The 22,985-nt window shown below is 41.6% G+C and carries 13 protein-coding genes; 11 read left to right on the top strand and 2 right to left on the bottom strand.

What is annotated here, in order from left to right; all coding sequences use genetic code 11:
- Nucleotides 1-595 precede the first annotated feature (595 nt).
- Nucleotides 596-1,927, top strand: coding sequence for a P-loop NTPase fold protein (locus CDG76_RS16415; protein ID WP_094350063.1), 1,332 nt, complete (start codon nt 596-598; stop codon nt 1,925-1,927).
- A gap of 89 nt (nt 1,928-2,016) precedes the next feature.
- Complete coding sequence (locus tag CDG76_RS16410; protein WP_094350062.1) at nt 2,017-7,065, top strand: nSTAND1 domain-containing NTPase; 5,049 nt, start codon at nt 2,017-2,019, stop codon at nt 7,063-7,065.
- A gap of 110 nt (nt 7,066-7,175) precedes the next feature.
- Here the strand turns inward: CDG76_RS16410 and CDG76_RS16405 are convergent, their stop codons facing one another.
- Nucleotides 7,176-7,523 (bottom strand): hypothetical protein, encoded by a 348-nt coding sequence (locus CDG76_RS16405; protein ID WP_094350061.1) that lies wholly within the window; start codon nt 7,521-7,523, stop codon nt 7,176-7,178.
- Between the two features lie 787 nt (nt 7,524-8,310).
- Here CDG76_RS16405 and CDG76_RS16400 point away from each other — a divergent pair.
- The 6 genes from CDG76_RS16400 (at nt 8,311) to CDG76_RS16375 (ending at nt 15,030) form a co-directional block, all read left to right on the top strand.
- Complete coding sequence (locus CDG76_RS16400; protein ID WP_094350060.1) at nt 8,311-9,147, top strand: photosystem II manganese-stabilizing polypeptide; 837 nt, start codon at nt 8,311-8,313, stop codon at nt 9,145-9,147.
- A gap of 764 nt (nt 9,148-9,911) precedes the next feature.
- Nucleotides 9,912-10,688 carry an RNA polymerase sigma factor SigF gene (locus CDG76_RS16395; protein ID WP_094350059.1) on the top strand — a complete coding sequence of 259 codons (777 nt, stop codon included), beginning with the start codon at nt 9,912-9,914 and terminating at the stop codon, nt 10,686-10,688.
- A 167-nt stretch (nt 10,689-10,855) separates the two neighbouring features.
- Nucleotides 10,856-11,722 (top strand): hypothetical protein, encoded by an 867-nt coding sequence (locus tag CDG76_RS16390; protein ID WP_094350058.1) that lies wholly within the window; start codon nt 10,856-10,858, stop codon nt 11,720-11,722.
- Nucleotides 11,723-11,724: 2 nt separating this feature from the next.
- The gene (locus CDG76_RS16385) at nt 11,725-11,976 is read left to right on the top strand and encodes a hypothetical protein (RefSeq protein WP_094350057.1); all 252 of its coding nucleotides are present in this window, start codon (nt 11,725-11,727) and stop codon (nt 11,974-11,976) included.
- A gap of 408 nt (nt 11,977-12,384) precedes the next feature.
- Entirely contained in the window at nt 12,385-13,668 is a 1,284-nt protein-coding gene (gene glyA, locus CDG76_RS16380; protein WP_094350056.1) for a serine hydroxymethyltransferase, read from the top strand.
- A 111-nt stretch (nt 13,669-13,779) separates the two neighbouring features.
- Entirely contained in the window at nt 13,780-15,030 is a 1,251-nt protein-coding gene (locus CDG76_RS16375; RefSeq protein ID WP_094350055.1) for a competence/damage-inducible protein A, read from the top strand.
- A 496-nt stretch (nt 15,031-15,526) separates the two neighbouring features.
- Here the strand turns inward: CDG76_RS16375 and CDG76_RS16370 are convergent, their stop codons facing one another.
- On the bottom strand, nt 15,527-15,766 hold the full coding sequence (locus tag CDG76_RS16370; protein ID WP_094350054.1) for a hypothetical protein: 240 nt from the start codon (nt 15,764-15,766) through the stop codon (nt 15,527-15,529).
- A gap of 263 nt (nt 15,767-16,029) precedes the next feature.
- Here CDG76_RS16370 and CDG76_RS16365 point away from each other — a divergent pair, with 263 nt between their 5' ends.
- From CDG76_RS16365 to CDG76_RS16355, 3 genes are all read left to right on the top strand, one after another.
- Nucleotides 16,030-16,476 (top strand): hypothetical protein, encoded by a 447-nt coding sequence (locus tag CDG76_RS16365; RefSeq protein ID WP_094350053.1) that lies wholly within the window; start codon nt 16,030-16,032, stop codon nt 16,474-16,476.
- Between the two features lie 724 nt (nt 16,477-17,200).
- A complete protein-coding gene (dxs, locus tag CDG76_RS16360; protein WP_094350052.1) occupies nt 17,201-19,114 on the top strand; it encodes a 1-deoxy-D-xylulose-5-phosphate synthase in 1,914 nt (637 codons plus the stop codon).
- Between the two features lie 291 nt (nt 19,115-19,405).
- Nucleotides 19,406-22,882, top strand: coding sequence for a helicase-related protein (locus tag CDG76_RS16355; protein ID WP_094350051.1), 3,477 nt, complete (start codon nt 19,406-19,408; stop codon nt 22,880-22,882).
- Nucleotides 22,883-22,985: the final 103 nt, after the last annotated feature.

The raw sequence follows: 22,985 nt of genomic DNA, 5'->3' as shown, positions 1-22,985 counted from the left end.
AAATAGAATGTGAAATGATAAACAAGTATTCCTGGATCTCTGTATACCTTGCTATAATTCATACCATTCAGACTCATCAGCTATCTAAACTGAGAACAATGAAAAATTGTAGCTTTTTTTACTTACTCCCTCAGCCATATAATTTTGTGGCAGGTCAAACAGAAGGGAGAGATTGTCAAAACCTCAATAGCAGGTGTAAAAAGGACAGATATGCTTAAGACCTGACGGGTCGAATGGCACGAATAAAAGATGAAACCCTTGCCAGCTATGGATATAGGGGACAGGGTGTAGGTTCGGAAAAAATCAAAAAAAGTAAAAATAAGTGCGAACATAAATAAAGTTATTCGTCACTATACCCCACACCCTACACCCCACACCCAAAAGCTTTGTAGATAATGGGTTTGCATTATCTTAGTGCCATTCGCTATTAGGATCAATTAAATCTCTACCATACTACTGACAGTAATCTGGAAAAAAGTGCTGTCTTTTGCAAGACACTACCACCTTGTGAGTCAATCCTGTATCTACATCCTAGATAGGGATTAATTGTATAAAAAATTCAAACTAAACTGCATCTACATAAATCTCTACATACATGAAAACGACATTAAATTTGTCACGTTTTTATAAAGCATGTAACCCTAGCTACACGCTAAATATAAGTAACGTACTAGATCGGCAGTATTACATAGATTTTGCTGATGTACGTGGTTGCAAGATTGTCGAAGAATTGCAACGAACTATCATTCGGATTTCTCCTGATGAGCCAACCTGTCAGTTATTTACGGGTCATATTGGCTGCGGTAAGTCAACGGAATTGCAGCGCCTCAAGACAGAATTAGAGTTGGCAGGATTTCATGTGGTTTATTTTGAGTCCAGCCAAGACTTAGACATGGCGGATATTGATATCAGCGATATTTTGCTGAGTGTAGCCCGTCAAGTCAGTGCCAGTTTAGAAAGTATTAGCATCAAACTCAAGCCTGGTTACTTTACTAATTTGTTTAAAGAAGTAGGCGATTTTTTGCAAAGCCCCATAGAGCTTTCTGGACAAGCAGAGTTGTCCTTGGGTATTGCCAAAATTACCGCCAAAACCAAAGATAGTACCCAGATGCGGAATCAACTAAGACAATATCTAGAACCACGTACCAATAGTATTTTGCAGGCGATTAACGAAGAGATTTTAGAAAAGGCTGTTGAACAGCTAAAGCTAAGGGGTCAAAAAGGACTGGTAGTGATTGTAGATAATTTGGATCGAGTGGATATGCGTCCTTTAGCATCCGGGCGATCGCAACCAGAATATCTCTTCATTGACCGAGGCGAACAGTTACGCCGACTTAAATGCCACCTAGTTTACACAATTCCCCTAACATTAATTTTCTCCAGTGAGTATGAGACACTGAAAAATCGTCTGGGGGGAGGAATTGCACCAAAAGTACTGCCGATGGTATTAGTGCGGCAAAGAGATGGCAGTGATTACGAACCAGGAATGTCACTAGTACGCCAGTTAGTTCTAGCTAGAGCTTTTCCAGAAGTTCCTTTGAGTAGCAGACTTTTATTAATTACAGAATTATTCGATCACTCCCAAACCTTGGATCGTCTATGCCGCGTTAGTGGTGGTCACATTCGTAACTTATTGGGCTTACTTTATAGCTGCCTGCAACGGCAAGATCCGCCTTTTTCTAGAGACTGCTTAGAAGCCGTGATTAAGGACTACCGCGACGATCTGCTATTAGCTATTGATGAGTCCCAGTGGGAATTATTGTTTGAAGTAGTACAGCAGCAGAGAGTTAAAGGTGAGTCTGACTATCAGAGCTTACTAAGAAGCATGTATCTGTTTGAATATCGCGATCCTACGGGGCGCTGGTTTGGTATCAGTCCAGCCTTGGCAGAAACAGAAAAAGTTTTGGCTTGGCAACAAAACAAGTAACAGTCAATTGTCATTTGTCATTGGTCATTTGTTAGTGAACTAATGACCAATGCCCCATATCCAATACCTAATGTCTAGCCCCATATCCAATGACTAATGACAAACAGCTACGCGTCTACACCAAAGAAAATCAACATACTTTGCAAAGATTGATTAGAGCGATCGCACTTTCAGAAGGTCAATTTGCTCTGATTTTAGTTCGATGCAACTATGGGCGATTACGCGAGCAAATGTTAGAAAATATTCGCTCGATCGCTAAAGAAATTAATATCAGAGAAATCGTTCTCAATCCATCAACTGCTTCTTTACATAGCACAATAATCTCAGAACTATCTTTAGATAATCCTGCCGTCCTTACAGACTCTTTACCGTCTGCTGTAATGATTTTCGGTATTGAGTCAACTACCGACCTAGAAAACTTACTTACAGGTATCAACCAAGCACGAGATATCTATGCTGCTACTTTTCCATTTCCAGTGGTGTTGTGGCTACAAGATGAAGTAGCATCATTGCTTTCAAGATTAGCGCCTGATTTCAAAAGCTGGGCTGCAACCACTATTAAATTTGAAATGACCAAAGCAGATTTAATTGCTTTGATCTCTCAAGAGGAAGAATCTCTATTTGACAAAGTTTTAGAAGCAGGTGCTGAAACGTTTTTATCTAACGCCTTCCTAGATTTAGATCCTAAGTCACAACACCGCCACGAAATAGAATCAGCCCGTAATGATTTACTACGCCTGTATGGCGTTAAATTAACACCAGGATTAGAAGCTAGTTTAGAATTTGTGTTGGGGCGAGATAAATACGCCAACGATCAAATTAATGGTGCTTTAGCAAATTATCAAAGAAGCCTAGCATTATGGCAGCAAGAAGCAAGGAGAGTAGCAGAGTGGGAGAGTAATTCTTCTTTGCCTCTCTCATGTCCTCAACCTATGTCACCCTCATCTTTACTCAAGCAAGCAATAGTACTATTCCACCTGGGGCTTTGTTATCACCGAATGGCAGACTTATACCAGAATACTAGTAGCTATTGCGAACATGCTCTGTCGTGGTTTAAACAATGTTTGGAGCTATTGGAAGAGGTACAAAGAGAAGACTTAGTTGCTAAATTTATTTTGCCTGCTTGTGAAATGCTGCAACGCTTACAAGCCTGGGATGAATTAAAAGAATTAGCTCAAAAGTCATTACACCTACATAAAACCTATGGAACTCCCGCACAAGTTGCTCAAAATTATGGTTTTTTGGCAAATGTGGCGGCTTCAGAATCGAATTGGGTACTGGCTCATGAATTAGCAAATACAGCGCTTTCTATCTCCGAAGAAGTAACACAAGTTTCTCTGCGAGACGCTTTGCGAAGACGACGACAAGAAAGTTGGTATCTTCTCTTGCTAGCACGCACACAACGGCATTTGGGTGAGTGCGAGGAAGCTATCAATAACTTGGAATGGGCGAGGGTAGTTTGTGAGCTACAACATCAGCCATTACTGTACTTAGAGATTTTAGAGGAACTGCGATCGCTTTACTTTTTTGAGTGTCATAACTATACAGAAGCTTTTAAGCTGAAGCAAGAAAAAATTAAAATAGAACATCAGTATGGCTTTCGTGCCTTTATCGGGGCAAGTCAATTACAGCCACAACGCCCTAGAATTAACCCAGTACTAGAACCTCACAAAATACCGTTTATTCCTGAAGAAATTGCTCAAGAAATATCTGCTTCTGGACGGCAACAAGATGTCAATCGTTTAATTGAAAGAATTGCCCGCGCTGACTACAAACTCACAGTTATTTATGGGCCATCAGGTGTAGGTAAAAGTTCAATTCTTAAAGCTGGTTTAGTCCCAGCACTCAAGGGAAAAGTTATCGGTGAACGCATTCCTATACCGATTGTTTTGTCTGTTTATACTGATTGGATAACAATCTTGAGCAACAGTATCAACCAAGCACTAGCATACACAGGAATATCGGTTAATATTGACTCTACACCCACCATAATATTAGAAAGAATTCGGCTAGCATCTGAACGCAATTATACAATAGTTATTATATTAGACCAGTTTGAAGAATTTTTCTTTGTTAGTAATCCTCCTACACAAAGAATAGAATTTTATAAATTTTTTAGTGAATGTTTAAATATTTCTTATGTAAAAATTATTCTTTCATTACGAGAAGATTACTTACATCATTTATTAGAGTTTGAACGTTTGAGTCAAAAAAATAGTACTGGCTTATATGATTTAGGAGTAATTAATAAAAATATTCTTGATAAAGATATTCGTTACTATTTAGGAAAATTTTCTAGCCGAGATGCCAAAGCCATAATTCACAGTCTTACTCAACGTTCACATTATGAACTAAGTGAGGAATTAATTAACCGATTAGTTCAGGATTTGACAGGAGAACTAGACGAAGTACATCCAATTGAATTACAAATAGTCGGTGCGCAACTACAAATAGAAAACATTACGACACTTGCAGAATATAAGCTTTGTGGTGGCTCGGCAAAATTGGTGGAACGCTGGCTGGGGGAAGTTATCAAAGACTGCGGTCAAGAGAACGAAGAGTTAAGTTGGAAATTATTATTTGAGTTAACAGATGAAAAAGGGACGCGACCTTTAAAAACTAAAGCTGATTTAGCGGCTGCATTAGTTAATAATTATGATATAGACACGATATCAAGCTTTGACAAAGTTGGAGAACTGATTTTAGAAATATTGGTGGGTTCAGGCTTGGTATTGCGAGTTAGAGAAGAGTTAGGCGATCGCTACCAGTTGGTTCACGATTATTTAGTTGAACCAATTCGCCAAAAGAACAACTATGGTATGCTCGCCGAATTAGAAAAAATCAAACTTGAAAAAACTAGAGCCGAAGCAGCCCAACAACTTAGTCAAAAGCAACTCAATTCGGTATTGCAACGACGACTGCGGGAAGCGCGGATAGCAGGTGCAATCCTAGCAATTATGGGGGGAACAATAGCATCATTATGGTGGCAAGCCGACTTACAAAAAAGAGCAGCAGTCCGCCAAACTCTACGAGCTGAGCGTAGTGAAACCAACTTGCGAATTAGTGCGATCACTGCTGCTAGTGAAGCTCTGTTTGCATCTAATAAAGAATTTGATGCCCTTTTAGAAAGTTTGCGGGCTTGGAGAGGACTTAAACAAGCAGATGGAGTTCAGCCAGATACCCGAATGCGCGTGGTAACAGCCTTGCAACAAGCAGTTTATGGGGTAACTGAGGTTAACCGCCTGGAAGGGCACACTGATATCGTCTGGGGAGTGGCTTTCAGCCCAGATGGTCAGTTGATAGCATCAGGTAGCCGAGATCAGACAGTGAAACTTTGGCATCCTGACGGTACTTTACTCCAAACCCTCAAAGGTCACACTGATGCTGTTAGTTGTATAAGTTTTAGCCCTGATGGTCAAACCCTAGCCTCCGCTAGCCTCGACAAAACAGTGAGAATCTGGCGCAAAAACTCGGTTACAGGTGAATTTGACCCCAAACCATATAAAACCCTGAGAGGACATGAAGATTGGGTTTATAGCGTCGATTTTAGTCCTGATGGCGAGTTATTAGTTACTGGCAGTAAGGATAAAACTATTAAACTCTGGCGCAAAGACGGTAGCTTAGTAAAAATACTGAGAGGACATCAAGGGTGGGTTAACTGGGTAAACTTCAGTCCTGATGGTCAATTCATCGCCTCAGCTAGCGACGACAAAACAGTGAAAATCTGGCGGCGGGACGGTAGCCTCGTAACAACTTTGCAGGGACATAAGCAAGGCGTGATTGTGTCTATTTTCAGCCCAGACAGTAAATTCCTGGCATCAGCCGGTCGAGATAAGACAGTGAAACTTTGGCGGCGGGAGAGTAGCAACACTAAAGACGGTTTTGACTTTTTTCCTTACAAAACTTTACGGCAGCATAACGGTACGGTGTGGAGCTTGAGCTTTAGTTCGGATAGTAAAAAGTTAGCTTCCGCAGGCGAAGACAATACCATAAATCTTTGGAGTATCACTGGTAATTTACTCAAAACCTTCAAAGGACACAGTGATGCTGTCGTTAGCATCGCTTTTAGTCCAAAAAACAAATTGTTAGCTTCAGGAAGTTTCGACAAAAGTGTGAAACTATGGAGTTTAGATGCTCCAAGACCGTCTATGCTTCAAGGGCATCGAGATCGAGTTTTGAGCGTTGCTTGGAGTCCCGACGGTCAGATGCTAGCTTCTGGTAGTAGCGATCGCACTGTCAAACTTTGGCAACGATACACCAGCAGTGGCGAGGTCAAAACTCGACTTTACAAAACTTTGGTGGGACACACAAATAAAGTTCCTAGTGTCAGTTTTGACCCAAAAGGTGAAATGCTGGCTTCAGGAAGTTATGACAAAACTGTGAAACTTTGGCGGCTTGACGGTACTTTAATCATGACTCTCCACGGACATAGCGATAGTGTCATGAGCGTCAATTTCAGCCCTGATGGTCAGTTCTTAGCATCAGCTAGCAAAGATAAAACAGTGAAACTTTGGAACCGTGAGGGCAAGTTGCTCAAAACCTTAGTGGGACATCAGGGTTGGGTAAATAGTGTCAATTTTAGCCCTGATGGTCAGGTTTTAGCCTCTGCCAGTGACGATCAAACTGTGAAACTTTGGCGGCGGGATGGTACTTTGCTCAAAACTTTCTCACCTCATGATAGCTGGGTATTGGGTGTCAGCTTTAGTCCCACTGACGAGTTGCTGGCTTCTGCTAGCTGGGATAACACCGTGAAACTGTGGCGACGGGATGGGACGTTGTTAAAAACTTTATTAAAGGGGTACAGTGATAGCGTCAATGCCGTGACTTTCAGCCCCAATGGTGAATTACTCGCCGCCGCTAGTTGGGACAGTACAGTGAAACTCTGGAGCCGTGATGGCAAATTAATTAAAAGTCTCAATGGGCATCGCGCTCCGGTATTAAGTGTCAGTTTTAGCCCAGATGGTCAAACACTAGCATCAGCTAGTGCTGACAACACGATAATTCTGTGGAATTTACATCTTGACGATCTGCTTGTTCGTGGTTGCGATTGGCTAGGTGATTACCTTAAGCACAACCACAATCTTGAAGAGCGCGATCGCCTTCTTTGTGATGGGATAACCCGTACAAACCCTTTTTAATTACGAATTATAAATTAGGTTGAAGCCTCAATGAGCAACCGCTCTTGGTTTAGCGGTTGATGAGGCGATCGGAGTTATTAATTCAGAGCTAGAAATAAATTTCGAGCTAATCAGTCAAAGGAGCGATCGCTCTCCAACACTTCATGGCTATTTTCTTCGGGAGCCTCTTGTGGCAAATTCGCTAAAAAGGCTTGTAACCTCATCCGCTCAATATAGGGCCAGCCTCCCTCAGACTCAATATCTTTCAGCAGTGAGTAAAGTTGGCGGCGGTTAACAGGCAAACTCTCTTGAAAAACCCCATCCCGGATCTCTCGGTGTAACTGCTCTAATTGCCTCAGCAAAGCCAAAAGAGCAACAGTATCGCCTTCACAAGCTGTAGCGGCATCATACACTACAGTTGCGATCGCTTGCAGTTTACCAGACAACTTCTCTGATTCAATATTTTTGTGATCGTTCATGCCACCTTTTCCGTATAAATGAGGTCAACTCAAATTTACCGGAGATTTTTAATTTTCCCTAGTTTGTCAGTTGTCTCCCTGTTATCCCATCTCCTGACTTGCCCTAGTCAGGGGTGAATATAACTAGATTTGTATCTTTATCAAAAGCAATTGCGATCGCTCCAAAAAGAGCGTAGTAACCTTTAGCATAGGCTCTACAGAAGCTAGATGCGATCGGGACGAGACTTTCTTGGATTTTGAGAACTTTGATTTTGAGTTAAAAAAAATCGTATGATCTGGCTGATTTACCCATCTAACAATGGGCTGTATGTAGTGGCGTCACATACATGATACAAAAAGACTTGGGCGACGCCGCTTTTGCGATCAGCAAAAGCAAAGTGCGAAGCAGACACCACTGTTCGCATTTTTCAAGGCACAAGCATTTATGCTTCTCTGTGTGAGGCTTACTCATACACTCGCCCAACTCTAAACAAATGCCACCAACAGTAAAACTGCTGGTTTTTTGCTCCCCTAGTGACACACATCCAAAATGGATGCACTGTGCTACTTAGTCTGGGGTCTACACCCCAAGCTCAAGATAGCGACACGTTTAACTACGTTTAGCAGAGAAAAGTTTGAGCAGCGTCTGATAACTAGACACCCGAACACTTGCTTCAACTCTCTTAATCAGAGCAAAGCCGTGTTTGAACAAAGGTAGCTTTTCGCAGAGTAGCGGCTTCTCATTAGAGATAAAAGCTTCGATGCAGTTTTACAACTTAGATATTAATTTTTGAGATTGAGGTTGACCATGAGGTATCGCGCTTTAATTGTTGCATTCTTGGCTTTGTGCCTGGGGCTAATAACCGCTTGTAGTGATGCTCCTGCTAGCAGTAGTGGTAGAGATGTACTGACTTACGATCAAATTCGCGGCACTGGCTTGGCTAACAAATGCCCCCAACTAGCAGAAACAAGCCGTGGTTCCTTTCCCATTGATTCTAGCCAGTCTTATACCATCAAAGAACTTTGCTTGGAACCAACTAGCTTCTTCATTAAAGAAGAACCTGCTAATAAACGGCAAGAAGCAGAATTTGTTGCTGGCAAATTGTTGACCAGATACACTTCCACTATTGACCAGGTGCAAGGTAATCTGAAAGTCAACGCAGATAATAGCCTGACTTTTACGGAAACTGATGGTCTTGACTTCCAAGCCATCACTGTGCAACTTCCTGGTGGTGAACGAGTACCTTTCCTCTTCACCATCAAAAATTTGGTTGCTCAAAGCCAACCCAGCTTGACTAGTATTAACACCTCTACGGACTTTGAAGGCAGCTTTAAAGTTCCTTCCTATCGTGGTGCTGCCTTCCTAGATCCCAAAGGTCGTGGTGTAGTCAGTGGCTACGATAATGCCGTAGCTCTCCCCGCCCAAGCAGATGATGAAGAACTTACCCGCACTAACGTCAAGCGTGCTGAAAATCTCAATGGCAAGATTTCTCTGCAAATCGCTAAAATAGACAGTTCTAGCGGTGAAATTGCTGGCACTTTCGAGAGCGAACAGCCATCTGATACAGATTTAGGTGCTGGCGAACCTAAAGAAGTCAAGATTCGTGGTCTATTTTATGGACGGGTTGAATCGACTCGTGGTTAAATCCTCGAATGTAAGGCAACTGACTGGCACTCAAAACGACAATTCTGTAAGTATCAGACTTGATCGCAAAAGTTAAACTATCCACCCTCTTTAAAAAAGAGGGTAGATAGATTTCTTACAAAAATGGGGATAAAGTTAAATCTGAGTAAAATTATGGGCAAAATAGCCCTGGCAATTGGAAAAATTTTTATCCCTCAGTCTTATGGGTCACTTGATTCATCCCCTTAACCTTTTTCCTTTCATTAAAACACTATAGACTTAAGTACAAAAAAGGGTGAGATGCCCTTTTTTTATTGGTTTGCGTAAATATACATAATATTTTTCTAAATTATTAGTAGTTTTTAACTATTGGATAAATCTCAGTTGAATGAGCACGTAATTTTACTGTAAATCCAACTTTTGCTTATCAAACAAAAGCTCGACTACTGTTGTTTCGTTTTCTAAATTAACTTCATCATTAATTAATTCAAGTTAAGTACAATCTCGGTTTGATATTTAGTGATTAATTTTATATTTTATTTCTATGTGGTTCTAAAAAAGCTACAGGTCATACCAAAGATAAATAACCAACTAAATAGCGATTTCGCTCATTTAAATTTTGCTCGATTGTCAAGTAACCTATGGAGTTTTGATAGAAAGTCTTTATTATCTACCATAGTATTTGCTAGGAAATATAACGCAATATTTCCTTTGATATCGTGCGATCGCAGCTTAATTTAAAAAGCGAATAATTGATTCTTTATTTGCTCAATAAACCCGGTGCTATGCCTACCACAGTCACCAATGAACTAAAGCACGAAATTTGGCAGTTGTTGCGAGAATATCAGCAATCTCCGTCAGAAAATACCCGCAATCAACTGGTAAAACTCAATTTTGGACTTGTGAGAAAAGAAGCTCACTATTGGACAAATCAATGTCATGAAACCTACGATGATTTGCTCCAAGTTGGATGTTTGGGTTTAATCAGAGCTATTGAAAGATTTGAAATTTCCAAGGGACATGCCTTCAGTTCCTACGCTCTTCCCTATATTCGGGGTGAAATTCAACATTATCTCCGAGATAAAGGTGTCACCGTGCGAATTCCTCGGAGATGGTTAGCGCTCCAACAGCAAGCAATAGGAGTATCACGTTCTTGGCGTGAAAAACACAATCGTCAACCAACCGACTCGGAATTAGCAGCAGCACTGGAAATTTCTCCAAACGAATGGCAAGAAATCAAATTAGCATGGGTCAATCGCGCTCCCTTGAGTCTTGATGTACCAATCCAAGATGGAGAAGAAGGTTCTACCTGCTTGGGAGAATTGGTTCCAGATCCTCACTATCGCAGCTTTCAACTGGCACAAGAAGATCAACTTCGCTTACAACAAGCGTTGGTTCAGCTAGAAAAACGCACCCGCGATGTGTTGGAATGTGTGTTTTTGCAAGATTTGACCCAAAAACAAGTTGCAGAACATCTGGGCATCAGTGTAGTAACGGTTTCCCGTAGAGTCAAGAAAGGACTGGATTTGATGAAAGAGCTTATGGGTGTGGCAGAAGATTGACTGCAAACAAACAACAGACCGCAGTTATACTGGGTATGCAGTGCTAAAAATAACCCTTAAAATGTAAAAAATTAGGTTATAAAGGGAACATACTTTGCCTTTAATCCAAATTATAGGCATTGTTTATTTCCACTTTTCAATTTTCCAATGGCTTTTGAGAAAGGCTCATGGGCATAACTTCAAAAATTACAATTGCAGCTATTCTAACTTTGGCGATCGCCGGATGTGCTTCTGAAGATACACAACAAGCTATCAATCCTGTGCCAATTCCCAAAATAGCAAAAAAGTCGCCACCAGCGGCTCAATCCTTTAAGAATCCAGTGATACCGGCTAAACAGGTCTCACAAGTTAATCTTGCATCTGTTAGCTTGATTCAATCCACTAATGCTACAGAGCGGAGACGGGAACTTGTGGTATCAAAAGCTCGAAGCGATCCTTTTGCACAACTTTTCGGGCAGACTGTTCTGGGAATGTCTAAAACATCTGGAAGACCAGTTCCCGTGTTGCCTAAGCTACCTACTGCATCACTAACAGTACGAAAACTACCAACACGCAGCATCGCTTTAAATCCAAAGAAAAATAACCTTTCTTCCCTACCAAAAAAAGTCAATCCTAAAAAAGTCAATCCTACCTTGACTTCAGTGTTGCCTAAAGTTTTGCCTCAAGTTGTCCCCAACCCCACTTTAGTCTCTGTATTGCCACCACCAGCACAGCCTGATTTAGCAAGGGCAGTGGTTGTGACTGGTGTAGTTCTAATTAGTAAAGAACCACAAGCAATTATCAAAGTACCGGATGAGCCGACAAGTCGGTATGTACAGGCGGGACAGCGATTAGCAAATGGCGTACTGATTAAACGTATTGAAATGAATCAGGGCTACAACCCCATCGTGATTTTGGAACAATATGGTATTGAAGTTGCCAAAATGGTAGGGGAAGGGACTGTCAAATCAACGTCGTCAGCTGCATCTGCTACCGGCAATGCTATTTCAGTGACAACGCCCCTCCAAAATACCTTTAATGTGGGAGCTTCATAAAGATGGAGACTAAGGAAAAAGTTGAATTCGCTGGTTTGCCTTTAGCTGTTTATAGAGAAATAGCAGCTCATTTACGTCAAGTCGAAGGGGTGGAAGTGGATTTAATTCCCCAGTCATCCCAACAGTTTGATTACAATCAAAGTCAAATTGATGGCTTGAGCCTTTCGTGGACACCAAACTCTAGCTTAGAAAATCGGCAACGAGTTAACCAGATTTTGGCTTACTATCAAAATCGCTATATGAATCCTATTTGATTTTTTGATTTGTGAGAATTGCAGCCCACAGAACCCCGACTTATTAAAGAAGTTGGGGTTCTTGTTGTTCGCAAATCATTCTGAAGTTGATTCCACAAAGCAGCGATGTCTCCGACGGGCTACGCCTACGCAGTAAGCATTATTTAACATAGGTTTATAAAGAATACTGTCTAACGACCTCACAACACCCAGCAAGGTGAGGATTTCAAAAAGCAACGTTATGATAATTAATGCATTAATCGAGCTTGGGTCTAATAATAAATAAGTTGGCAGAAATTTACCTCCAGAGTACGGAGACGATTAATCGCCTCTGTACAGCAGTCAAAAGCCATTGCTCTTGAGTGTATATTTAGGTGCTGCGTCCAACCAAAATCAGCCGTTGTACAAATTTCCATAAGGATAATTCAAGTGACTAGGACTAATTCAGACTTTCTTTCTTCCAGCGATCCGGCGATCGCAGGGTTAATCAACGACGAACTACAGCGTCAACGAGATCACTTGGAGTTGATTGCTAGTGAAAACTTTACGTCTGCTGCTGTACTGGCGGCTCAAGGTTCGGTACTGACAAATAAATATGCTGAGGGTTTACCTGGCAAACGCTACTATGGCGGTTGTGAGTTTATCGACAAAATCGAGCAACTAGCGATCAATCGCGCTAAACAGATATTTGGTGCTGCTCATGCGAATGTGCAACCCCATTCTGGCGCACAAGCCAATTTTGCTGTGTTCCTGTCTCTGTTGGAACCAGGGGACAAAATTATGGGGATGGATTTGTCTCATGGGGGACATCTTACCCACGGTTCTCCTGTAAATTTCTCAGGTAAGTGGTTCCAAGTTAGTCATTACGGTGTCAGTCAACAAACAGAACAACTTGACTACGATCAAATTCGCGAGCTGGCGCTGAGGGAGCGTCCTAAGCTCTTGATTTGTGGTTATTCGGCTTATCCCCGTGTAATTGACTTTGAAAAGTTCCGTAGTATTGCTGATGAAATCGGCGCTTACTTACTTGCCGATATTGCTCACATTGCTGGTTTAGTTGCCACTGGTCTTCATCCCGATCCCATTCCTCACTGTCACGTAGTAACAACAACTACCCATAAGACTCTACGCGGGCCTAGAGGTGGTTTAATCTTGACCGGCGACGCAGAACTAGGTAAAAAGCTAGATAAATCTGTTTTTCCTGGCAGCCAAGGCGGGCCATTAGAACACGTTATTGCTGGTAAGGCAGTAGCTTTTGGAGAAGCCCTCAAGCCTGAGTTTAAAACTTATTCTGCCCAAGTGATTGAAAATGCTCGTGCTTTGGCCGAACAACTCCAAAACCGTGGTTTAAAGTTAGTATCTAACGGCACTGACAATCATTTGATATTAGTAGATTTACGCTCTGTAAGTCTAACTGGTAAGCAGGCAGATCAGCTAGTCAGTACTGTGAATATTACTGCGAACAAGAATACTATTCCCTTTGATCCGCAGTCGCCATTTGTTACCAGCGGTCTGAGGTTAGGTTCGCCAGCAATGACCACACGGGGCTTAGGAGTAGCAGAATTTACTGAGATTGCCAATATTATTAGCGATCGCTTACTTTCTCCAGATTCCGACGTAGTAACCCAAGATTGTCGGCAACGGGTAGCAGCATTGTGCGATCGCTTCCCCTTATATCCTCACCTGGAAATTCCTGTACCAGCATTAGCCTGACATGATAGTTAGGAGTTAAGAATTAGGAGTGATGAGTTTTAAATATTGAACTCCTAACTCCTAACTTCTAACTCCTAACTTTTAACTTCTAACTCCTAACTATTCCTTCTAATGAGTGCAGAAATTATTTGTGTTGGTACTGAACTATTGCTAGGAGATATCCTCAATGGCAATGCTCAATTTTTGGCGCAACAATTAGCGCAATTAGGTATTCCCCACTACTATCAAACAGTGGTTGGAGATAATCCAGAACGGTTGAAGCAAGTTATAGAAATTGCTATTTCCAGAGCGCAAATTCTCATTTTCACTGGTGGACTTGGCCCCACACCAGACGATCTAACTTGCGAAACCATCGCCGATTTTTTTAAAGTTCCATTGGTAGAACGTTCTGACATCATCGAAGACATAACCCAGAAATTCGCCCAACGTGGTCGGGTTATGTCACCAAGTAACCGCAAGCAGGCTTTGATTCCCCAAGGTGCAGAAATTCTACCCAACCCCACTGGAACAGCACCCGGCATCATTTGGCAACCTCGTCCTGAAATCACGATTTTTACCTTTCCCGGTGTTCCCAGTGAAATGCACGTGATGTGGGAAGAAACAGCTGTGCCATTTCTCAAAAGTCAAGGTTGGGGTAAAGAAATTATTTACAGTCGGAGTTTAAAGTTTTGGGGTATTGGTGAATCTGCTTTAGCGGAAAAGGTTGCTTCCTATTTAAAGTTGCCAAATCCCACAGTCGCCCCTTATGCAGGTAAAGGGGAAGTAAGATTGCGAGTTTCTGCAAAAGCAAATTCAGAAGCAGCCTCAGAAGCCCTAATTGCGCCCATTGAAAAACAACTTAAAGAAATTGCCGGACTGGATTTTTATGGCGTTAATAATGATACTCTGGCTTCCGTAGTCGGTCAGTTGTTGCGGGCATCAAAAGAAACGCTTTCAGTGGCAGAATCTTGTACAGGCGGCGGTTTAGGGCAAATGTTGACCGAGATTTCTGGGAGTTCTGATTACTTTTGGGGTGGAGTAATTTCTTATGACAATTCGGTGAAGGTTAGGCTATTGGGGGTTAACCAGGAAGATTTAGATAAATTTGGGGCGGTAAGTGCTACTGTTGCAGAGCAAATGGCTGTTGGAGTCAAAACCCGCCTTGCAACAACTTGGGGACTGAGTATTACTGGAATTGCTGGCCCAACCGGAGGGACAGATACGAAGCCAGTGGGTTTAGTTTACATTGGTTTAGCTGGGCCAAAGGATGAAGTGACAAGTTTTGAGTATCAGTTTGGTACTGTGCGAGGACGCACTCTAATTCGTCATGTGAGTGCGAATGCAGCGTTGGATAATCTGCGCCGGAAGTTGTTGACGAGGTAGCAGGTATATTATGTTATCGAACAGAATTCAGGAGTCAGGAGTCAGAATGGGCTAAACCTTAGCTATCCGCTAACAGCAATGTTTTCTGACCGAAAAAGCGGATAGCGCCGCGTTAGCGAGTCCGCGTTCGCTTTTAGCGTCTCGTAGAGAGCGTCTGAATAATCGGCGTTTTTGCACCACCACCAAATTGAAAATTGGGTAGTGCAACAATTCCTGCATCGGTCTGAATCCCCGACTTATAGCGACGCGGAAAGCGAGTCTTCTCCCTTGGCGCTAGCCTCTCTCTTTGGGAGAAGGGGAGAGGCTAGCGCCAAGGGCGAACGAGCGTCACGAGCGTCTTGATTCTGACTCCTGTTAGCGCAGCGGGGCGTAACTTATATCTTGCACCTCTACGTATGAACCCAGGTGAACTAAAAAGATGCGCGATAAAACTACCTCGTTTTTATGAGTTTTCAACGCTAAATCAAGCCTTTTAGTTTTTTACTGAGTAATAAAATTACATCAAGTTTTCTTGGTGCAAGATATGAGGTAAGCCCATTCTGACTTCTGAATTCTTCTTCAATTCTGTGATTTCTGCACCCCTTTTCCAAGGGATTTCTAATTGAAACTCAGCATTGGCTTTGTAGTAGGTGTAGCACTCATCAGATGCTGGACTGAAGAAAAAATTAGAACGCAAAGGCCCCAATCGTAAAAAGTCAGTTGCGATGGCGTAACCGCCTGCTGGAAGCGATCGCAAGTGGATTCACTCAAGGGCGATCGCTAACTTTCCTCTGGGTGCGTTAGCGTAGCTCACCGTAAGTATCGCCCATATAGAAAAACTGTAAACTGTTGAATTCGATCTTTAATTACCAGGAAATAATCTTTACTCAAAATTCAATCTATCAAAATAGTGAATTCTTTTCATAACTATTGATGCGAGAACTTCTATCTAGGGATCGATATGACTCATAAGCTAAATGAAGTAGAAATAGTATACTAAATCACATGAGATTGTATTGTATGAAATCCAATTATGTTGCAAAACAGCTTTCCACCGTAAAACGCTGGATGGCGACAACGCTGTTTTGTATGTTAGCAATCGCTTTCGTTTGGCAAGGTGCATTTTTCTCGAACACCTCAGCAATGGCTGATCCCGCAGCAACCTTGATTGCATCATCAGACGCAGGCGATCGCGCTCAAGATAAAGCCAGTAGAGATGCTGGACGAACCAAAAATTTCATTGATGATACGGCAGATAAAGTTAAGGACGCTGCCAAGAGCAATGCCAGTAAAGTTGATCAATCAACAGACAATGGTAGTTTTGTTGAGCGCAAAGCCAAGAAAGATGCCGCTACAATTCAGAAAAGAGCAAATGAAGATGCATCTCGGACTAAAGAAGCAGTAGACAACACCAAGAATGTTGTTGAACGTACTGTTGATAGCATCAAAGATGCTTTTGGTAAATAGAGATATAGATATAGCAATCCTATTGGATTTGTAAAAATCGAAAGCTTTAAATTTCCGACTTCTTTAAGAAGTCGGAAATATTGTTGTTTACGAATAATTTTGAAAAGTCTGAGGTTATGTGAATATTATTACAGCAATTTGCAGGTAGTTAAGCATTATGGTAGGGTAACACAGCTAGCTCTGCTTCACTACAGGGAATTATAGTTAAAATCTACTAATTACCCAAATATGATATTTAGATAACATAATCGAGTAGCTTTAGATACATATTTTCATAGCTATAGGAACTTGCGATCGCTGATAAAATTAGCTGTTGTCACCGCACAAGAGAAGCAACTATTGTTAAATATTTGCCAGCAATTATGCTAGATATATAGTTATAAATAAAATATTTGACTTTCTTTTGTACTAACTTAAGATGGCGAAATCGAGTAATCTGCTTAGGGAACTACCGCAAATTACTCTTAGAAAAATTGTTTTTCTATACGGACTAAAAACAATTTTTAAGTAGCATTACTTATAGCCAAATGTGTTATAACATTAACTGATTGCAATTTAATTTGACGAATTGTTAATGTATAACAAACTTTTCGCCATTAACAATTAAGAAGTTATACTTTCCACTACAACTTAGTAACAATGTAAGAGTTTGATTCTGTGGACAACCCGACCGTGGGAAAATCAAAATACCGAGACTCGAAGTTAGAGAGGAAAACCTTATAATATGCATCTGAGCGAAATCACCCATCCTAATCAGTTGCACGGTTTATCTGTTCGCCAACTGCAACAGATTGCCCGTCAGATTCGAGATAAGCATCTTCAAACAGTAGCAGTTAATGGTGGACACTTGGGTCCAGGGTTGGGTGTTGTCGAATTAACACTAGGACTTTACCAAACACTGGATTTAGATCGGGATAAAGTGATTTGGGATGTAGGACACCAGGCTTATCCCCACAAACTGCTTACAGGACGTTACGATCGCTTCCACACCCTCAGACAAAAGGACGGAGTTGCAGGCTATCTGAAACGGGGTGAAAACAAGTTTGATCACTTTGGGGCTGGACACGCTTCTACAAGTATTTCAGCAGCATTGGGCATGGCTTTAGCGCGAGACTTGAAAGGAGAAAAATTTAAAGCTGTTGCTGTGATTGGGGATGGCGCACTGACTGGGGGTATGGCTTTAGAAGCGATCAACCATGCCGGACACATGCCGAAAACTAACTTGTTGGTTGTTCTCAACGACAACGATATGTCCATATCTCGCAACGTCGGCGCGATTCCCCGCTATCTCAACAAAATGCGCCTCAGCCAACCGGTGCAATTTATTAAAGATAATCTTGAGGAACAGTTTAAGCAAATTCCCTTCGTGGGTGAATCCCTGTCACCCGAACTCGGACGCATCAAAGAAGGTATGAAGCGCTTGGCTGTTCCGAAGGTAGGTGCAGTTTTTGAAGAACTCGGCTTTACCTACATTGGGCCAGTGGATGGGCATAATCTCGAAGAATTGATTGCCACTTTCCAACAAGCACATCAGATAATAGGCCCAGTCTTGGTACACGTGGCAACAGTGAAAGGCAAAGGTTATGAAATTGCCGAACTAGATCAAGTTGGCTACCACGCCCAAAGCCCCTTCAACGTAGCAACTGGCAAAGCCATTCCTTCTAATAAACCCAAACCCCCAGCTTATGCCAAAGTCTTTTCTCACACTCTGGTAAAACTTGCCGAACAAAACCCCAAAATCGTCGGCATTACTGCGGCTATGGCAACAGGGACGGGTTTAGATAAGCTTCAAGCAAAACTGCCGCATCAATATATAGATGTCGGTATTGCGGAACAACACGCGATTACTCTAGCAGCAGGACTTGCAACTGAAGGGATGCGACCTGTAGCTGTTATTTATTCTACCTTCCTGCAACGCGCCTACGACCAAATAGTTCACGATGTCTGCATCCAAAACCTGCCAGTATTTTTCTGCTTGGATCGGGCAGGAATTGTCGGTGCTGATGGTCCCACTCACCAAGGTATGTATGACATTGCCTATCTGCGTTGCATTCCCAACATAGCAATAATGGCACCCAAAGACGAAGCAGAACTGCAAAGCATGATAGTAACTGGTGTTAACCATACCAGTGGTCCCATCGCAATGCGTTATCCTCGTGGCAATGGCTACGGTGTCCCCCTGATGGAAGAAGGTTGGGAACCTTTGGAAATCGGCAAAGGCGAGATTCTGCGTACAGGCGATGATGTGTTAATTGTTGCTTATGGCACAATGGTCTATCCAGGAATGCAAGCTGCTGAAATTCTCAGCGAACATGGCATTGAAGCAACTGTAATTAATGCCCGTTTCGTTAAGCCGTTGGATACCGAGTTGATTTTACCTTTAGCGAAGAAAATCGGCCGTGTTGTCACCTTAGAAGAAGGCTGTGTAATGGGTGGCTTTGGTAGTGCGATCGCGGAGGCTTTACTAGATGCAGATATTCTTGTTCCTGTCAAGCGATTTGGTGTACCAGATGTATTGGTAGATCATGCTGAACCCAATGAATCTAAGACAGAACTAGGTTTAACTAGTCATCAAATAGCAGAGAGAGTATTGCAAGCTTTCTTTAAGCAGCAAGTATCTGCATCTGCTGTAGTTTAGTTTACTTATCAACAGTATTATCTAAAAATAACCCCTATAACAGGGGTTATTTTTGTGAGAATATTAGCGATCGCTATTTCTACTCACTCTTCACCAATTGCAATAATTTGATAATTACATCGTTTCCTGTGTCTGGGGATTGAACATCAAATCTTTCCCCGCCTTGTTTTGTTCCAGACGCAAACAATAGCTGATTTTACGGTAGGGGCAATTCATGAATTGCCCCTATCTGGCTGGAAAAAATTTTTACTTATATAACAGATGTACGAAATATTTATAGAGTTTTAAATAATGCCCCGGATTTTTGACAATATTGATTTATCATTGCTACCGATTTTACGAGAAACCCTCAAAATCTCTTATCGGGCAGATTTTTGCGTTGGCTACTTCAACCTCAGAGGTTGGCGAAGAATTGATGATTTAATTGAACAGTATGTTGGTAGTGAAAATGCTTGTTGTCGTTTGCTAATAGGGATGCAAAGCTTACCCAGTGATGAAGTTCACGCGGCATTTTCTCTTAGTAATGGTGATGGACGGATTGACAACAGTAGCATTGTGCGGTTTAAAAAACGCATGGCGGCGGAATTTCGTCAGCAGTTGACTATCGGTGCGCCGACTAATCAGGATGAAGCGGGGTTGCGGCGGTTAAGTCATCAGCTAAAAACTCAGAAACTAATTATTAAACTGTTTTTGCGCCATTCTCTCCACGCCAAGTTATATCTTGTGCATCGCCATGACCCTAACACTCCCACAGTGGGATTCTTGGGTAGTAGTAATTTAACCCTTCCGGGACTGGCGAAACAAGGGGAGTTGAATGTTGATATTTTAGACCACGATGCGTGTAATAAACTGCAAAAGTGGTTTAGCGATCGCTGGCAAGATTACGGTTGTGTAGATATTTCTCAAGAATTGGCGGAAATTATTGATCAGAGTTGGGCTAGACAAGAACTAGTTTCGCCTTACTACATCTACCTGAAGATAGCTTACCACTTATCCCATGAAGCGATCGCCGGACTTTCAGAATTCCGCATCCCCCGCGAATTTAATAATTTATTTGATTTCCAAAAAGCTGCCGTACAGCTAGCAGCCCGTCATGTAACTAGGCGTGGTGGCGTATTAGTGGGTGATGTGGTCGGTTTGGGCAAAACTTTAGTTGGAACTGCTTTGGCGAAGATATTACAAGAAGATTGTTTTTTAGAAACACTAATTATTTGCCCAAAAAACTTAGTGTCAATGTGGCAAGAATATGTAAATAACTATCGGCTACTTGCCGAAGTTATGCCAATTAGTCAAGTACAAAATAAGTTACCAAAACTCCGCCGTTACCGAGTTGTGTTAATTGATGAAAGTCACAACTTACGGAATCGCGAAGGCAAACGTTATCGAGCAATTACAGAATATATTGCTACTAACGAAAGTAAATGTATATTATTATCAGCTACTCCTTACAATAAAAGTTATCTTGACCTTTCCGCGCAACTCCGGCTATTTGTGCCAGAAGACCAAGATTTAGGATTAAGACCAGAAGCTTTAATTAATGAACTTGGTGGCAGTTCTATAGGAGAATTAGAGTTTATTAGAAAGCATCAATGTTCTGTGCGTTCTTTAGCTGCTTTTGAGAAAAGCGAACACCCTGATGACTGGCGAGAATTGATGAAGCGTTATATGGTGCGACGCACTCGCTCTTTTATTAAAGATAATTATGCCCACACAGATGAAACAGGGCGGAAATATTTAGAATTTGCTGATGGGAGACGTTCTTATTTTCCCCAGCGTTTACCTCGCAGTCTTAAGTTTCCTTTACAAGGTTCTAACACTGACTTTTATTCTCGTCTTTACTCGGAGTTAGTAGTAGAAGTTATTAATCAACTTAATTTACCTCGCTATGGGCTAGGAAATTACGTTATTGCTAAACCCAAACTGCCACCCACAGACACAGAGCAGCGTTTTCTTAATAGCTTATTTCGTGGCGGTAGGAGGTTAATGGGTTTTTCTCGCACTAATTTATTTAAACGTTTAGAAAGTAGCGGTGTTGCTTTTATTCAATCAATTGAACGTCATATATTACGGAACTTCATTTATTTATATGCCCTAGAAAATGGGCTTGATATTCCCATTGGAACTCAGGAAGCTGAGTTATTAGATACAAGTAATAATGATGAAGATGCTGATTCTGTGGCAGCAGCTTTGTTTGATACAGAAACCGAAGAAGATGATTCTGACCTAACCCCCCAACCCCCTTCCCTACTAGAGAAGGGGGAGAATTCAAAGCCTCTCTCCTTGCAGGAGAGAGGTTTGGAGAGAGGTTTTCCAGATGAAGATGAGAAAGCATCTAAAACAGAAAAACTTTTTCGTCAAAGAGCAGAATCAATTTATCAAGAATATACAACTCGATATCAACGAAGATTTAAGTGGTTGAGGTCTACACTTTTTGATATTAAAAAACTGAAACGGGATTTGTTAGAAGATGCCAAAGCACTGATTAATATACTGCAACAGTGTGGCGAGTGGAATCCCCAAAAGGATGAAAAACTTGCAGCTTTAATTAAACTGCTAACAAAAACTCACCCTCAAGATAAAGTACTAATTTTCACTCAGTTTGCTGATACAGTCCGCTACCTTGAAGATAATTTGCAGTCGAGTCATATTACTAATGTAGCTGGGGTAACGGGACAATCTAAAGACCCCACAATAATGACGGGAAGATTTAGCCCTGTGAGTAATGGAAAACGCGAGCAAATTTCATCATCAGATGAGTTGCGTATTTTAATCGCCACAGATGTTTTGAGTGAAGGTCATAATTTGCAAGACTGTGCAATTATCGTCAATTGGGATTTACCTTGGGCAATTATTCGCTTAATTCAACGCGCCGGAAGAGTAGACCGCATTGGACAAAATGCTGATAAAATTCTTTGTTATTCTTTTTTACCAGCCGAGGGAGTAGAACGCATTATTAATTTGCGGGGACGACTCCGTAAACGACTACAAGAAAATGCGGAAGTGGTGGGAACTGATGAAGCTTTTTTTGAAGATGATGATGCACGGGTAATTCTCGACCTCTACAACGAGAAATCTGGAGTTTTAGATGGTGAAGAAGATACAGAAGTTGATTTGACTTCAGAAGCATTTCAAATTTGGAAAAAAGCCACCGATAATAATCCAGGTTTGAAAAAAACGATTGAAGAAATGCAAAATGTGGTTTATTCTACCCGCGCCCATACTCCGCAGCCTGTGCAACCAGAGGGGGTATTGCTTTATATGAAAACCACCGAGGGAAATGATTCTTTGATTTATGTTGACCGCGATGGAAATAGCGTGACTCAATCACAATTAGCGGTGCTTCGGGTAGCGGCGTGCGAAGAATCTACCCCAGCGATACCGAGAGATAAACAACATCACGAGTTAGTAAACAAGGGTGCTGAATTGATTGCTGAAGATGAGAAAAATGCCGGGGGTCAATTAGGGCGACCATCAGGTGCAAGGTTCCGCAGTTATGAACGACTAAAGAGTTATGTTCAAGAAATGAAAGGAACATTATTTGTTAGTGAAGAACTTTTAAAAGCAATTGATGAGATTTACCGTTATCCTTTGCGACAGTCAGCTATTGATAGTCTTAATCGTCAACTGAGAAGTGGCATTAATAATCAGCAGTTGGCTGAGTTAGTTGTTGCGTTACAGATGGATGACCGTTTGTGTATTGTAACTGAAGAACTAGAGAAGCGAGAACCTCAAATTATTTGTTCATTAGGATTATTTTCTAACTCGTAATTAAAGCAATAGACGCGATAAATCGCCGTCTCTACAAAGGACTAACTATTGTAGAGACGGCGATTTATCGCGTCTTTATTATCCGCAACACACCCTACAAAGG

The sequence above is a fragment of the Nostoc sp. 'Peltigera membranacea cyanobiont' 210A genome, assembly GCF_002246015.1.
Taxonomy (GTDB): domain Bacteria; phylum Cyanobacteriota; class Cyanobacteriia; order Cyanobacteriales; family Nostocaceae; genus Nostoc.
The sequence above is the reverse complement of the archived record's forward strand: the minus strand, read 5'-3'. Positions and strand labels throughout refer to the sequence as shown.

What these genes read in the sequence shown, in the direction of transcription:
- CDG76_RS16395 (WP_094350059.1), top strand. Translation starts at nt 9,912, where the DNA reads ATGCCTACCACAGTCACCAATGAACTAAAGCACGAAATTTGGCAGTTG.
- CDG76_RS16410 (WP_094350062.1), top strand. Translation starts at nt 2,017, where the DNA reads ATGACTAATGACAAACAGCTACGCGTCTACACCAAAGAAAATCAACAT.
- CDG76_RS16355 (WP_094350051.1), top strand. Translation starts at nt 19,406, where the DNA reads ATGCCCCGGATTTTTGACAATATTGATTTATCATTGCTACCGATTTTA.
- CDG76_RS16405 (WP_094350061.1), bottom strand. Translation starts at nt 7,523, where the DNA reads ATGAACGATCACAAAAATATTGAATCAGAGAAGTTGTCTGGTAAACTG.
- CDG76_RS16365 (WP_094350053.1), top strand. Translation starts at nt 16,030, where the DNA reads ATGAAATCCAATTATGTTGCAAAACAGCTTTCCACCGTAAAACGCTGG.
- CDG76_RS16390 (WP_094350058.1), top strand. Translation starts at nt 10,856, where the DNA reads ATGGGCATAACTTCAAAAATTACAATTGCAGCTATTCTAACTTTGGCG.
- CDG76_RS16385 (WP_094350057.1), top strand. Translation starts at nt 11,725, where the DNA reads ATGGAGACTAAGGAAAAAGTTGAATTCGCTGGTTTGCCTTTAGCTGTT.
- CDG76_RS16375 (WP_094350055.1), top strand. Translation starts at nt 13,780, where the DNA reads ATGAGTGCAGAAATTATTTGTGTTGGTACTGAACTATTGCTAGGAGAT.
- CDG76_RS16400 (WP_094350060.1), top strand. Translation starts at nt 8,311, where the DNA reads ATGAGGTATCGCGCTTTAATTGTTGCATTCTTGGCTTTGTGCCTGGGG.
- dxs (WP_094350052.1), top strand. Translation starts at nt 17,201, where the DNA reads ATGCATCTGAGCGAAATCACCCATCCTAATCAGTTGCACGGTTTATCT.
- CDG76_RS16415 (WP_094350063.1), top strand. Translation starts at nt 596, where the DNA reads ATGAAAACGACATTAAATTTGTCACGTTTTTATAAAGCATGTAACCCT.